The following is a 14,279-nucleotide window of genomic DNA, read 5'->3' as shown; positions in this document are numbered from 1 at the left end:
CATTTAACCTGCATTTAATACAGTCTCTTCTCATAGCTCTCTTGTAACCCTTAGTGATTACTTCAATGGTATATTGAGTTGAATTCACATGTTCTGATAATATTCTTGGAATTGATGGTAAAGAGTCCTCTACTGCCCAAGACTTACTATCCCAAATACCAGAACGTTTAAATGCTTTAGCACAATGAATGAAGCATTCTTCAACTTCTACTCCAATTCCTAAAATAGGGTATTTCCCCTTGGCTTCCATCTGCTTCAGAATTCCTTCATCTTTAATCACAAATGCTCGCCCATTAATTCTTAATGTTTCTTCCAGCCCAGGAATAATAAATATGATTCCAACATGAGGATTCGATAATATATTTCTTAGTGAATCAATCCTACGGTTCCCAGGTCTTTCTGGAATAACAAAATATCTTTCATTAAGAACAAGAACCGAACCGGGAGCATCTCCTCTTGGTGAAACATCACAATAACCGTGCTCATCTGAAGTAGATAAAAATAATAATGGTGATAATCCTATTAAATCCTGACAATGTTTATCTAAACTGTTAATTACTTTTTGCTTTACAAGTTCACTCGGAGAGCCTATTAGTTCTCTAATTTCATCTTCAGATGTTAAAATTTCTTTAAATGGAACCTTCATATATTGTCCTCAGTTCTTTTGTGATTATTATTGCTCTTTAATATGATTTGCCCTTCCTAATCATTAATTCAATTAATCCCAATAAATCCCTGCACTTTTACGAACTACTACTCACTTAATTTACAAAAACAAAAAGAACTGCCGCGGCAGCTCCTTCATTATTTCTATAAACTCAATAAGCCTACTCTAATCCCATCTTAAAAGCCTCAATAGCCTGACCCAATCCATCAAAAGCATCCGAATTCTCCTGAATCGGCTTATCCGATCTTATAGCTTGAACCACTTGGTTCAGTAGATTTTCCGGCATGTCCACATCCGCCGAGTGTGCTGTAGCAACAACGACTAATTGCAGATCAGGGACGACAAATATGCGTCTTCCGCCTGAACCAGATGCATAGAACACTTCATGCTGCTTTTTGCTTCCTCTGACTAGCCCCTGAACCAAAGGCTTGGACCACCAATAATAGCCATAACCACCTTGTGTACCATTACTGTAATTGAGGAATATGCGCTTAGTCACCGACTCTTTGATCCATGACTTCGGCATAATGGTCTTGTCTTCCCATTGGCCTTCCTTCAGATACAGATAGCCAATTTTGGCCATGTCTCTTAACGTTAAAGCCATAGCCCAAGCCCCAATCGTGCAGCCCCCAGGATCATGATTCCAGTTGACGTCTGTTATTCCAAGCGGCTCGAATAAGCGGGATTTGGCATAGTCAAACATGGACTCACCTGTTACCTTTTGCAGTACAGCAGACAGAAGATGTGCATCACCATTGCTGTAATTAAATACAGTACCAGGCTGGTTCTTAGCCGGACGTTCCAGAACATTTTGCACCCAGTCCGATGAGTACATCATTTCGGTTGATGATTGTTCATTTGTATTGTCCCACGCCAGTCCTGAGGTCATGTTAAGCAAATGCTTTAACATGATCTTTGACTTCAGTGGATCACTTTCTAGCTCAGGAAAAAAAGTAGCAAGCCTCTGATCCAGACTTATCAGCTTACGTTCAGACAAGGCAATACCGATCAAAGCGGACGTCACGCTTTTGGTCACGGACTTCACATCTTGCGGTAAATCAGCTTGGCTGTTCTCATTATAAGCTTCAGCAACCAAATGTCCGTTACGAATAACCGCTACACTATGTACCTGCTGATCGCGAAAAACTTCGAGCATCTTGGCTAGTGCAGCTGAGTTCATCCCTTGCGCCTCTGGCGTAGATGTTTTCCAACCTTGGGTAGGCCAATCATTAGCCCTTATTTCAGAAATACTATCAGAATTGCTGGATATTTGAGGAAACGATTTGTTCAAAATATGCACTTGATTATTTTGGGTTCCAGACGCTGACAAAGAAAGGGCTGCTGTTTTATTTCCACTTCCGACAAGTGGTTTATTCTTATTTTTCATCTCTATCTTTCCTTCCAGTATGGTTTTTAGCCCCCTGTGCTAAGTATTTTACTTTATAAGTGTGAACTAATTATGGCTTAAACCTTAATAGAACCTTAATATTAGCTGAACGTTTGCTGAATTTCATGTGATTTGAGCCCCATATGTTACAATAATCGTACAAATCCCCTTAAAAGGAAGCTTTATTCGGAGGTTAGGCATGCGAAAACTCATATTTTTCATTGGTCCTGCCGGTGCAGGGAAAACGACACTCGCCAAAGCATGGGCACGCAAACACGGCGGAGCTTTTCTCGACATGGATACGCTGCTCCGACCGGCGGCAGAAGCGATCATGACCCTTGCCGGTCAAGACCCGAACGACCGGGATTCCCCCACATACAAGACATACTGTCGCGATTTAGGATACCGCATAACGATGGACGCAGCACTTGAGAATCTCGAACTAGGCTTGGATGCTATTGTAGTCGGACCTTTCACCAAAGAACTGGCAGATCCGCTTTGGCTGGAAAAGGAACTTTCAAACATCGGTGCTACGATTAACGATGTGTGCGTTAGGGCTATTTTTGTCTATTTACCAAGCGAGAATGCCTACCAAGAACGAATACGGACTAGAGGCTCCGCTTTGGATGTTTGGAAACTGGACAACTGGAAGCATTTTAGCCAGTCGCTCGTTCGTAGGGAAATCAAATGGTTAATTGATCCCTCTTCGATTCTCTATTTTGATAATTCAGGACCGTTTTCATCTATAAAGCTAGACGAACTTGAGAAATTCATTTACAGAAGCTAACGATATAAATAACAACATTGACAATATCTATTTGTAAAGTAACAAGTGAATTGATTTTACTTTACAAATAGGCTTCTGTAATTATAGAATACAAATAGGATCTACATACTTCTCAAGGGGCAATACATAAAATGAACCCGAAAACTTCCATGCAAGACATCGCCGATAAGTTGGGCATTTCCAAGAATGCCGTCTCCTTAGCCCTTAATAATAAAGCTGGCGTCAGCGAAGAATTGCGCTTCCGTATTTTCGAAGCAGCTAATCAGTTGAACTACCGGACAGATACCAAAACAAAAAAGAAACGCGGCAACCTGCTCGTCTTAATCCCCGAAAACATTCGTAATGATAAAATCTTCTACTACGAAGTGTTCTGGTCCATAGAAAAAAGAGCCAAAGAAAATGGCTACAACGCCATTATCTGCGGTGTTACACAGGAGATGGAGGATCAACTCATCCTGCCAGAGCTTTATCATGAAATTGTATTTGACGGCATATTACTCGTTGGCGTCCTTCATCTTAACTATGTTAGAAAGCTCATTGATTTGGGAATTCCCCTCGTTACAGTGGATCATTATTATGATAGCTTACAGCTTGACGCTGTGGTGACCGCGAATGCCGAAGAGGCTTACAAAATCGTCACTCATCTCATTGACAAAGGTCATCGGCAGATTGGTTTTATCGGTTCGATTAGTAGGACGAAGAGCTTCAGGGAACGCTGGTCCGGGTATCAAAATGCTATGTCTGATGCAGGGTTGACAGTCGATATGAATCACAATATCATCAACCCCTCACCGCTGGAGGCGCTAAATTCCAACCCCGTCCAGTTAGCAGATCATCTCGATGCGATGACTTCCATGCCGACTGCCTGGTTTTGTGCGGATGACCGCATTGCGATTTCCTTCATTCAAATCCTTATTTCCAAAGGCTACAAGGTACCGGAGGATATCTCCGTTGTTGGGTTTGGTGACATTGAAGCGGCTCAAATGATCGCTCCTCACTTAACGACGATCCAAGTGCAGCGCGAACAACTTGGCTATGAGGCCGTGGATTTTCTCATTCGCAAAATCGACTTCGGCGGAAGTCCTGCGAAGATTTCCATCTATGGAGAACTCATCGAGCGTGATTCCTGTAAAGCGCTTGGATAACGAATTAAAAAGATTTTCCTGTTAGAGAATGTTTACTCTCTCTGCAAGAGTCTTTTCACTTATCCACTGGAAATGTTATAATATCTGTTAGACGAAGAACGTCCTTGAGCCCTGTGGCGCAAGGGCGTTTTTTTATTCTTTTATTAGGAGGCGTTTGCCAAATGCCATTTGAACAAGCACATCAATCGTTCATAGAAAACCATCATGCACGCAGAAGCGGTGAAAGAAAGGGTCGTTTAAGTAGGGGGCACAACTATGCAGAAAAGCTGCTGCTCCAACAGGTATGGTGGCCGCTATTCGGTAACTTCGACAACCTGCATCCGGAATATGAGATCTACGACTGGAATCGCAAGTCGCAATTCCTCGACTTTGCGTTCCTCACTCCATTCGGTCGTTTTGGAATTGAGTGTGACGGCTATCAAAGCCACATCAAAGATATGGACCGCGAGAAATTCAGTTACGCTTTGAACCGAGATACATTCCTCACAGGAATGGGGTGGACAATGATTCATTTCTCCTTCGATGATATCCAGAACCGGCCCGAAGTATGCCGAATGCTGCTGCAATTGGTCATCGGCCCCCATCTCCTCCGCAATATAGCAGCCACTTCAATCTCTCCAGAAGAAAAGGAAGTCCTTAGGTTAGCCGTAAACCTAGGGAAGCCGATTCGTCCCAAGGATATCATCCTGCATACTGATGTAAATTTTCGTACAGCGCGTAAATGGTTGTATTGTTTAGTTGAAAAGGGCATTCTGCGCTCGATAACTCGCGGTAAATATACCTGTTACTATGAGCTTAAGGAAGGTGCGTGGCAGCATTTGATTTAGTGGCATGGGTGTGATGCCTGATTACTTAAGCAATGATGCATAGACTCTCCAAGTGTTTATCACTTCCACTATTTGGTCTCTCTGTCGGGTATCCACCACCAGTTGGGCACCCGCCAATTGAAATCCACTAGTTCACGTTAGTCCAAGTTGTATATTGTGCAACAATTCTTCCACCTCACGCTGGTGCAACCGGTCATTGTTGTATCTCGTACAACAATTTGAGCTCAAAACGCCTATTTCTGAGCGATTCTCACCAAAATGTTGTACGCGGTACAACAAAAAGCCAATTTGTCCAAAAATACCTCCGTATTGTTGCACAAAATACAACAACTCGGCGAGTTAGGGATATTCATTAGTCTGATATGTGCAAGTTGAGCTAAACTCGCTGTTTAAACACTGTTTTAACGTTGTTTAATTAACCTACAAGTTATACAATGAATAAAAACATAAGAATGAGGTCCCACTATGCAAATTGAGGTTTCGACCAAAAATATGTTCTTCCTGGAATGTTTCTCCTCGGAGACCCGAGTGAAAATCATTGAGCTGCTGGGTGAAGAGCCTTTGAATATCAAACAATTATCACAGCGACTGGAGATTTCATCCGCTATTGTAACTAAGCATATACAGAAGCTAGAACAAGCAGGAATTGTTACGTCCGAAAGTATGACAGGTGTTCGCGGAACACAGAAAGTATGTTATCTGCAGCTCGAGCAAGCGATGCTTCAGTTCAAAGCAAAGAAACCGTATGAACATCCGACGAATACGATTTCAATTCCGGTTGGCCAATACTCATCCTTCGAGGTGAGGCCTACGTGCGGTCTTGCTTCGCCTACGCAAATTATTGGCGTCATTGATGACCCCAGATATTTCGCGGATCCCCAACATGTGCATGCCGGCATCCTCTGGTTCGGGAGCGGTTATGTCGAATATAGAATCCCTAACTTCTTTCACAGCAATCAGAAACTTCGCTCCTTGGAAATTTCTTTTGAAATCTGTTCCGAGGCCCCGGGGTTTAACGAGAACTGGCCATCCGATATTTCTTTCTTTATCAACGAAACTCCCCTAGGTCAGTGGACGAGCCCTGGTGATTTTGGAAAGCAAAGAGGTGTGCTATCCCCAGATTGGTGGGGAAATGGTTTCACTCAGCACGGTCTTTTGAAAATCATCACCGTCAATCCGCAAGGCTCTTTCTTGGACGGAACGAAGATTTCCGACATCACCATCCAAGACTTAGATATTTCTTTCGCAAAAGACATACATTTTCGAATTGCTTCCTTAGAAGAGTCCACAAACTGCGGCGGTATTACGTTATTCGGCAAGCAGTTTGGAAATTATGAGCAAGACATCGTGGTTACGATGCATGAGGATAAGTAGTGCCGACCGTGGCGCCGGGTGCTGCACCGGGCCAATGTACGGGTCGAAACGGCAGTCAGTGGCGGCCCACTTTCACGGAGTTTTCTATACACGTTGACAACAACAATATGTCAAGTAAGTCCCCGATTCACAGATTTAAAATATGAACAATCTGGAAATCCTCTCATTGACACCAAACTTGACAATAAAAAAGCACCTGTACAATTTGAGCCAAAATACGGTGCTTTTTGAAGAGGAAAAAGAGGGACAAAGGGGCTCCCAAAACAAAGCTAACTTTACATACGTTGTAGATGGCTCAAAGTATCACACATTTGCATAGGCTAGCTGGAGGCCATCAAGTGCAGGAATGAAATGATGGTGAGTATCCAATATTGCATTCAGCGTGTGAAGAGCATCTTGGTTCTGCTGACTAAGCTTGGCATTCTTCTTAAGTCTTACCAACAACGACTGGTTGGCGATAACCTCAAGCAATTGTCTTTTCAGCTCCACTGCATTCTTCACTTCAATTGCCGCTCCAAGCCCTACAAGAAATGCAGCATTATCCTGTTCTTGACCAGGTATCGGCTTGTACAGCATCATCGGTAGCTCGAGTGCGAGCGCCTCGGATACGGTAAGCCCTCCCGGCTTCGTCACGATCAGATCGGATAAAGCCATCAGCTCGTGGACGTGATCCACGAATCCTGTGACCATCACGCGATGGCGTGTTTTCTCACCGCCTAGCTCCTCCTCAAGCTGCTGCTTCAGCTTCTCATTGCGCCCGCATACGAATACAAACTGCACTGGCACCGCCAAATCGTCTGATTGCAGCACAGACTTGAACTGCTTGCCAATCAAGCCATGTCCGCCACCCATTACCAGTACAGTAGGCATGTCACGATGCAAACCATGCTTATCACGGAGCTCGTTCCGATCATACGTTTGCGTGAAAGGCATTCGAATCGGAATACCCGTCACTATAATACGCTGCTCCGGAATCCGGTAACGCAGAAGCGATTGCTTCACATGCTCGGCACCAACCAGATAACGATCCGTACCGGGATGAACCCAGTAGCTGTGATCCGTATAATCGGTCATCACTGTCACAGTAGGCACCGTGGTCAGTCCGTTACATTTTAAGTACGACATCGCCGCGGCCGCTCCAGGAAAGGTGCACACCACTTCCGTCGGTTCCTCTTCTTGCAGCAATTCCAGCATCCTATCGGTGCTGAACGATTTCATCTTTTTAAACATATGAGACAATGTATTATCCTCTCGCGTCTTGCGGTACAAATACCCGTAAACAGAAGGCAGACTTTTCACCCACTGCATATAGCAGTATTTGCCCACCGAATGCAGGTAAGGATGCGTCCACTCCAGGAAATCAACTACTTTCACGTCCACATCCGGTTTATAAAACCGTGCAGCTTCCAGAATCGCTTGCGCTGCTTTATTATGCCCGTCCCCTAGGCTGCCTGTCAGGATTAATAGTTTGTCCCTACGTTTCATCTTCTAAGTCCCCCTTCGAACTTTCGCTGCTGCGTATTCACAGCCACCGATTCTTTCAGTAAACCAATTCTAAAACGTTCCACGACGTACACAACACCCTCAGAAACCAATACAGCACCTACGATATCCAGAAGAACATGCTGTTTTACGAGCAGCGTCGATACAATAATGAGCAATGACATGCTTGTAACGGCGATTTTATAGGGCCAAAATATAGTTGTTGATCTTAAATAGGCTTTCATCATTAAATACGAAGTTAACACGTGTGTACTTGGAAAACAGTTAAAAGGTTGATCTGAGCGATACACCCACTGTACCATCCGCAGCAGCCAATCGCTTCCGGTTAGCTCCGGCCGAGGAACAGTCGTCTGATATATAGCATATACCCCATAACACAGGAGCAGACCCATTATGAACTGAAAAAGTGTTTTATAGTACATGCTGCGATCCTTATAAGCCAAATATAAGAACCCAACCAACAGAAATCCATACCAAGACAGGTAAGGTATAACGAAGCTCTTCATAAATGGAATTTGCCGATCCAAATCCGTAACTAAGCTGTAAGCCACCCCGTCCGCCTGATTCAGATGAATGTAGATGAGACCCACTAGGGGGATCAATAGCAAGCCGCTGCAAGCCATTATATATGACCACCACGAAGTTTTTTTCACATCAATTCCTCGCTCTCCTTTACGTTATCTTCATTATAAAAGAGATCCAAAAAGTTCTTAACGCACTAAGGTACTGTCTTTCGTTAGCCAAAGGTCGCGAAAAAACCTAGACCAAAGTCTAAGTTCTATTTTTGCAAAAAGGAAAAATACACAGAAAAGACCTGTGACTAAGGCACAAGTCTAAAAGGCTATGGAAGTAAGTAAATGCTTATTTATTTCTTTTAGATCGCTTCTTATAACGTAGAATTCTATATAAAATAGCCCCGGTCAAGCCAACAAAGATGGCGATGACAATCCAACGATTGGACATATTGTCTCCTATGAAAGATTCCGTTGTAGCTCTAGCCTCTTTCAATGGGATCTCTTTATCTTTCAAGTAGTCGAGCTCTTTGGAGGCATCGGCAAGCTTTTTGGAAGGTGAGCAAAGTGGGTTTACCCATTCGTTCCCTTTCTTTTTTAGAAAAAGGAGATAGTGTACTCCTTTCTCACTTGGCCCGTTAAGTGATCCCCATGTGATGTCCTCATCCACATTTATTGTACGTTCCTCAATACCTTTAAAACTTTTTACGACAGTTAATTGAATTTGATTACTCTCCTTTTTGCGAACAACACCCTCAACAAGACCAATAATGACACCATCATATTGTTCATAAGCCTGCTCCATCGATGGCATTTGCGCACAGGATAGCGCATAGGTATTTGTGGGAAATAGAAACACAAGAAGAACTATCCATATGATTAGTTTATTCAAGCCAACACCGCCTTTTTTTTAAATTAGACGGATTTGACTGGTCATTGTTGCAAAATTATGTAAAAATCCGTTTCACGAACAGGGGTGGAGATAATGCCTCTATATTTGGACAGGCGGCATGTAAGATTGCGCCCGCCAGTATTAATGTTTTCAACAAAAGCTCCCCCTCCCCTAATGCCTAGTACAAGCTGTATAACTTCCTTCAAGAAATCAGCTTCGTCTGTTTCGCCTTTTCCGCAACTTTTTGGGTATAGCCGCTGAGCGGCTTTTTCAATGCTAGAGCAATAACGTAGCAAATCGCAATGAATAAACAAAGGAAGAACGCATCTCTAAGTACCACGGAGAGCAGCATACCCCCAACCGCCTCGCGCATGATACCTACCGCATAAGTGAACGGCACGAGTGGGTTAAGCTTTTGGAAAAAAGGCGATGCCGTGCTAACCGGGAACGTGCCGCCGGAGCTGGAAAACTGAAGCACAAGGAAGATGATCGCAATGCCTTTGCCTATGTTTCCGAATACGGAGACCAATGTGTACGTGATGGTTATGAACACTTTGCTGATGAGAATCGCAAAAATAATGAACCAGAACTTATCCACAACATATGTGCCCAGGAGGTACATATCGCCAAGTGTGACAATGATGGCTTGGAGACATGCAACCGTCAGGAAGATGAGCATACGTCCAAAGTAGATATGGTGCAGCTTCAGCAGGCCTTCCGGGTTATCCACATCCACTCTCATCATCGAAACAAGCAGCATGGCGCCTACCCACAGGGATAGCGTTGTATAAAAGGGCGACATCGCCGACCCATAATTCGGAATAGGAAAACGCCTATCCTCTTTAATAAGTACAGGATTCGCGAGGAAATCGCTTTGCTTCTGAATATCATTTTGCAGCAGTCGGAGAATTTCTTCGATACTTCCCCCGCCTTCCACCTTACGGATTTGATCCGCTGCTTTGCGGACAGCCGCCTCAAATTCTGGCAGATCATTGCGCACAAGGTTGGCCGCTAAATGAACGGCACTCTCGACTTCCGGAAATTTCGTCTGGTACAGATCGGATAATTTACGGATTTCGTCCTCAGCCGCTGGCAAATCATTACGCACAAAGTCTGCTGCCTCGTGCAGCTTCTGCTCGACTTTAGGGAGATCATTACGAACGAACGGCGCGGCTTCATTGATTGCGTTGGTGAACTCGGTCATTTTGGTCTGAAGGGTCGCTGACGCTTCATGTACTTTCGCGCGGATATTCGGCAGATCCTTTTGCAGCATATCGAGCTGAGTTTGCGCGAAATGAATGCCGCTCTGCGCATCCACTAAGATCTCTTTGATGTTCGGCAGTTGCGACTGCAGTGTCTGCAGCACAGTAGCCGAGTTTTGGGCGATAGACTTCATTTGACCCAGTGCTTTGGTGATGTTCGGGACAATTTCCGAGTCGTAGCGCGACAAGATATTGCCTAATGCGCTGCTCGCCTCTTTGGACAATGTATTCAAATTATCCACAAGGTCTTTCGCTGGTTTCTCCCCGCGCTGAATGGCCGATTGGATCTTACTTAACGTTTGAAGTTGGTTATTGAACTTGGATTTGACACTGTTCAAACGGTCTATGGAGTCGGTAAGCGGACCATTAGGTAAGTATGTATTCAAACGCGTAAGCAGGTCGACTGTTCGGTCAATGACCGCCACGCCTGTAGTAAGGCGATCCGTGAGCAGCCCTATAGCAGCCAAAGCTTTCTGCGGGTCAAGATTAGCATCCTGGAGCAGGCCAGTAAGCTGCGTTACCGCATCCGCTGTCTGCTGAAGCAATATCAAATTCTGCTTAACGACAGGGATAAGCGCTTGGAACGCCGCATCATTATTTTGTAAAAAGTTGGCCAATTGGCTTGCAAACGCACCACCTTGCGCAGCAATGGCCTCTACTTTAGGCAGAGCGTTTAACGCCGCGGTAACAATTTCATCCGCCTTGCGAGATTTATCAATCGCTGTGTTTAGAGCCTCTTCGACCTTGCCGAAGTTCTGATCCAGTTCTGCAATACGATCAGCGGCCCGCTGGATCTCCGGCAGTTTTTCCTGAATGACCAATACCTCTTGCGCAGCTGATTCAATCTTTGGCCAACGCTCTTCAATCTTTAGAATCGTATCACCGGCCCGATCTATTTCGGGAATCCGTTTCTCGAGCTCGACGATTTTCTGCCCCTTTTCCTTGATTTCGGGCAGCTTCTGCTCGATCTCAAGCGCTTTATCACCCATAGCCGTAATTTCCGGCAAGCGCTTTTCCAACTCAAAGATCCTTGACTCCATATTCCGAATTGTCGGCAGCTCTTTCTCCAAATCGATACCGAGCTCTTTCATTCGTGTCAAAATAGACGTGCTCACCGTTTTAATAAAATTTTCGCTGATTTGCGCAGTCACACTAGAAGCACCCTTACTTGTAATTTTAGGAGCGACCGCATTAATTTTCTCATTTACCGTGTATAAAATCTCCGGCTTTTCCATCGATCCATCCACAATACTTGTTATTTTTCGCGAAAAATCATCCGGAATAATCAAACTTGCGTAATAATCCCCTTTTTCAACACCGTCCAGAGCCTCTTGCTCGTTCACAAACGTCCAACCCAGGGAATGATTATTTTTCAAATTATCCACAACTTCATTACCGATATTAATAGCTTTATCCTCGACAACTGCCCCTTGGTCTTTGCTTGTTACCGCAATTTTGATACCAGACGTATTGGCATAGGGATCCCACATCGCCTCTAGATTAATCCAGGCATACACGGATGGTAAAATAGCTAGTGCAATCATAAGAAAGAGACCTGTGGGCACTTTCCACAAGTTCCTAAGATCCGTTAAATAAATGCTCAAAATTTTCTTCATAATACCTCCACAACTTTCAACGATATGGTTAATGTTACCTTGCACCTAAGTTACCATACACTTATTCGCCATATTAGTGAAGACCATACTAAAGAATATCCATAATCCCCCCAATGGAATCCATCGGAATGAGTTCTCCTCAATGTTAGAAACCTTCATGGCTGTGGGTAAGTTGTCCTGTGGATATGTGTATAGATTGTCTGATTTATTATACACAGCCTGCTCTGTGGACATGTTGATACTGTGGGTAATTTTGTGGATAAGTTTAATATGATCGGCATGGAGTCGTAAAGAGAGGAACAAAGAAGCGAGGTCAGAAAGCAGGTTGAAAGGTGCAGGCTCGAAGATGCGGAATTCCCGTTAGAGAGAGCAATTTTAAATCGAGAAAAGAGGGAGGGGATGTGAGGAATTATCAGAAATGTGATTACTTTAGGCTCGGTTTTCGAGCCTATTTCAGTTAACACAAATTGAAAGCTCGGTTTCCGCGCTTTCGCACATATGCTGATTACTAGCAACATCCTTAAGCTCATAAATCGGCTTCCCAGCCTTTTTCTCATAGTAGCGCATGCAGCGGCACAAGCCCACAGCGTTGGTTGCAAGGCATCACGAGCAGGTATTTACTTTTGCACAAAGGCATGCTATTCTTATTTCGATAAGTATAGAAACAACAAGAAAGGAGCACTCTACGATGGTTGATGTCAGTTTGGAAGCCAAGCAAGCGGTGAAAGTTCATAAAGCGTTAGGCGAACCTACTCGCTACAAAATTTTTGAGATCCTGATCAAAGAAAGCAATTTATGCCCTGCGGAACTTGAAAACCGTTTGGAATCAGTGGCCTTATCCACACTGTCTCATCATTTGAAACAATTAACAGACTGCGGACTGCTTGACTCCCAAAAAAAAGGAACGTTCGTATACTTCACCGTGAATTGGGAAAACGCAAAAAAATTCGTACCTTATTTGCTTGATTAATTTTTTCACTTTATATTTCTACATATTTAGAAATATAAAAATATCCCTCATATCTGTTGCAAATGTATTTTTTTTGATCCATATTTCAATAGATCTAGAAATATAAAAATAAAAATGAAAGAGGTTATCAGAATGTCAAAAACATGGAAAATTTACATCTTAGCACTCCTTAGTTTTTTAGTGGGAACATCGGAGTTCATTATTGCGGGAATACTGGATAAAATATCGAGCTCGATGGATATTTCATTAGTAGCTGCAGGCCAACTGATTACCGTTTTCTCTCTCGTCTACGCGATCGGCACTCCGATCATCATGGCTTTAACCTCAGGCTGGGACCGGCGCAAGCTGCTCCTCTACGCGCTTGGTTTGTTTGTCGTCGCTAATGGATTGGCCTTTGTCATGCCGGGATTCGGACTGTTCGTCAGCGCTCGAGTCTTGATGGCTCTTGGAGCCGGGGTCGTTGTTGTTACCTCATTAAGTATCGCGGCTATGATTGCCCCTCAAGGAAGACAGGCGAGTGCGATCGCAACTGTTATTATGGGCTTCACTGCCTCTTTGATCGTAGGGGTCCCGCTGGGTAGAATGATTGCCGCTTCATACGATTGGAAAATGGTGTTTGGTGGAATCGGCGCCCTGGGCCTAGTAGCAATGGTCGTTATCGCCTTAACTATTCCTTCCTTGCAAGGGGAAGCGGCTATTCCGCTGCGCAAACAATTGGCTCTTTTGAAAAATCCAAAAATGGCCATGGCCTTGTCGGTTAGTTTCTTTTGGCTTGGTGGTTATTCAATTGCCTATACGTACATTTCACCTTATCTTTTAACGATTACCGGTATGGGTGAGAAAACGCTGAGTACAGCCTTGTTTGCATTCGGTATAGCCAGCCTTATCGGCTCCAAGCTCGGGGGCTACAGCACCGATCGTTGGGGAGTTAAGCGAACATTAACGTCGGGTATGCTGTTGCATGTAATCACGCTTATTTTGTTAACTTTGGCCGCACACTCACCCAGTGTCGTATTACCATTGCTTATCTTGTGGTCTTTCGCCGCTTGGTCGTCAGGGCCTACACAGCAATATAATTTAGTTACACTAGCCCCAGAATCTTCAGGTATCATGCTCAGTCTGAACAGCTCGGTTATGCAGCTTGCGATGGCTGCCGGCGCCGGTGTTGGCGGTGTTGTAGTTGGACAAATATCTCTTGCGTCCGTTACTTGGATCGGAGCGATCGGTGTTGGGATTGCTATGGTTATTACAATCTTATCTTTTAGAAAATCAAGTGCAGGAAGCAAGGCTACTGCTGAATCTTCAGTTCAGCCGTTGCAAAGAGCATAAGAAATCTC

General features: G+C 44.1%; 11 protein-coding genes and 1 pseudogene. 6 read left to right on the top strand and 6 right to left on the bottom strand.

Annotation, left to right across the window (positions count from 1 at the left end):
- Positions 1-14: 14 nt before the first annotated feature.
- A pseudogene (locus GC102_RS01575) lies at positions 15-646 on the bottom strand (pyridoxamine 5'-phosphate oxidase family protein).
- 181 nt (positions 647-827) lie between these two features.
- Entirely contained in the window at positions 828-2,054 is a 1,227-nt protein-coding gene (locus GC102_RS01570; protein WP_171687928.1) for a serine hydrolase domain-containing protein, read from the bottom strand.
- A 199-nt stretch (positions 2,055-2,253) separates the two neighbouring features.
- Between GC102_RS01570 and GC102_RS01565 the strand changes: the two genes are divergently transcribed.
- The 4 genes from GC102_RS01565 to GC102_RS01550 all read left to right on the top strand — a co-directional run bounded on the left by GC102_RS01565 (position 2,254) and on the right by GC102_RS01550 (position 6,187).
- Positions 2,254-2,841 (top strand): P-loop nucleotide/nucleoside kinase family protein, encoded by a 588-nt coding sequence (locus GC102_RS01565; protein ID WP_171687927.1) that lies wholly within the window; start codon positions 2,254-2,256, stop codon positions 2,839-2,841.
- Between the two features lie 131 nt (positions 2,842-2,972).
- A complete protein-coding gene (locus tag GC102_RS01560; RefSeq protein ID WP_171687926.1) occupies positions 2,973-3,986 on the top strand; it encodes a LacI family DNA-binding transcriptional regulator in 1,014 nt (337 codons plus the stop codon).
- Positions 3,987-4,147: 161 nt separating this feature from the next.
- On the top strand, positions 4,148-4,813 hold the full coding sequence (locus tag GC102_RS01555) for a PDDEXK family nuclease (RefSeq protein WP_171687925.1): 666 nt from the start codon (positions 4,148-4,150) through the stop codon (positions 4,811-4,813).
- Positions 4,814-5,278: 465 nt separating this feature from the next.
- Positions 5,279-6,187 (top strand): ArsR/SmtB family transcription factor, encoded by a 909-nt coding sequence (locus tag GC102_RS01550; RefSeq protein WP_171687924.1) that lies wholly within the window; start codon positions 5,279-5,281, stop codon positions 6,185-6,187.
- 303 nt (positions 6,188-6,490) lie between these two features.
- Here the strand turns inward: GC102_RS01550 and GC102_RS01545 are convergent, their stop codons facing one another.
- The 4 genes from GC102_RS01545 to GC102_RS01530 all read right to left on the bottom strand — a co-directional run bounded on the left by GC102_RS01545 (position 6,491) and on the right by GC102_RS01530 (position 11,972).
- On the bottom strand, positions 6,491-7,672 hold the full coding sequence (locus tag GC102_RS01545) for an MGDG synthase family glycosyltransferase (RefSeq protein ID WP_171645071.1): 1,182 nt from the start codon (positions 7,670-7,672) through the stop codon (positions 6,491-6,493).
- Positions 7,669-8,343, bottom strand: a complete 675-nt coding sequence (locus GC102_RS01540; RefSeq protein WP_171687923.1) for a phosphatase PAP2 family protein — start codon at positions 8,341-8,343, stop codon at positions 7,669-7,671. The genes GC102_RS01545 and GC102_RS01540 overlap by 4 nt, the downstream gene beginning before the upstream one ends.
- A gap of 208 nt (positions 8,344-8,551) precedes the next feature.
- On the bottom strand, positions 8,552-9,094 hold the full coding sequence (locus GC102_RS01535) for a hypothetical protein (RefSeq protein ID WP_171687922.1): 543 nt from the start codon (positions 9,092-9,094) through the stop codon (positions 8,552-8,554).
- A 202-nt stretch (positions 9,095-9,296) separates the two neighbouring features.
- On the bottom strand, positions 9,297-11,972 hold the full coding sequence (locus tag GC102_RS01530) for a YhgE/Pip domain-containing protein (RefSeq protein WP_171687921.1): 2,676 nt from the start codon (positions 11,970-11,972) through the stop codon (positions 9,297-9,299).
- A 688-nt stretch (positions 11,973-12,660) separates the two neighbouring features.
- On the opposite strand from GC102_RS01530, the gene GC102_RS01525 reads away from it, so the two are divergent.
- Positions 12,661-12,942, top strand: a complete 282-nt coding sequence (locus GC102_RS01525) for an ArsR/SmtB family transcription factor (protein WP_060646009.1) — start codon at positions 12,661-12,663, stop codon at positions 12,940-12,942.
- A 132-nt stretch (positions 12,943-13,074) separates the two neighbouring features.
- Entirely contained in the window at positions 13,075-14,271 is a 1,197-nt protein-coding gene (locus GC102_RS01520) for an MFS transporter (RefSeq protein WP_171687920.1), read from the top strand.
- Positions 14,272-14,279: the final 8 nt, after the last annotated feature.

The sequence above is a fragment of the Paenibacillus germinis genome (assembly GCF_013141785.1).
Taxonomy (GTDB): domain Bacteria; phylum Bacillota; class Bacilli; order Paenibacillales; family NBRC-103111; genus Paenibacillus_E; species Paenibacillus_E phytorum.
Note: the sequence above shows the minus strand (reverse complement) of the source record. Positions and strands in the feature narration are given on the sequence as shown.

Coding starts and splice junctions, on each gene's coding strand:
- GC102_RS01570 (WP_171687928.1), bottom strand. CDS start 2,054: ATGAAAAATAAGAATAAACCACTTGTCGGAAGTGGAAATAAAACAGCA.
- GC102_RS01565 (WP_171687927.1), top strand. CDS start 2,254: ATGCGAAAACTCATATTTTTCATTGGTCCTGCCGGTGCAGGGAAAACG.
- GC102_RS01560 (WP_171687926.1), top strand. CDS start 2,973: ATGAACCCGAAAACTTCCATGCAAGACATCGCCGATAAGTTGGGCATT.
- GC102_RS01555 (WP_171687925.1), top strand. CDS start 4,148: ATGCCATTTGAACAAGCACATCAATCGTTCATAGAAAACCATCATGCA.
- GC102_RS01550 (WP_171687924.1), top strand. CDS start 5,279: ATGCAAATTGAGGTTTCGACCAAAAATATGTTCTTCCTGGAATGTTTC.
- GC102_RS01545 (WP_171645071.1), bottom strand. CDS start 7,672: ATGAAACGTAGGGACAAACTATTAATCCTGACAGGCAGCCTAGGGGAC.
- GC102_RS01530 (WP_171687921.1), bottom strand. CDS start 11,972: ATGAAGAAAATTTTGAGCATTTATTTAACGGATCTTAGGAACTTGTGG.
- GC102_RS01525 (WP_060646009.1), top strand. CDS start 12,661: ATGGTTGATGTCAGTTTGGAAGCCAAGCAAGCGGTGAAAGTTCATAAA.
- GC102_RS01520 (WP_171687920.1), top strand. CDS start 13,075: ATGTCAAAAACATGGAAAATTTACATCTTAGCACTCCTTAGTTTTTTA.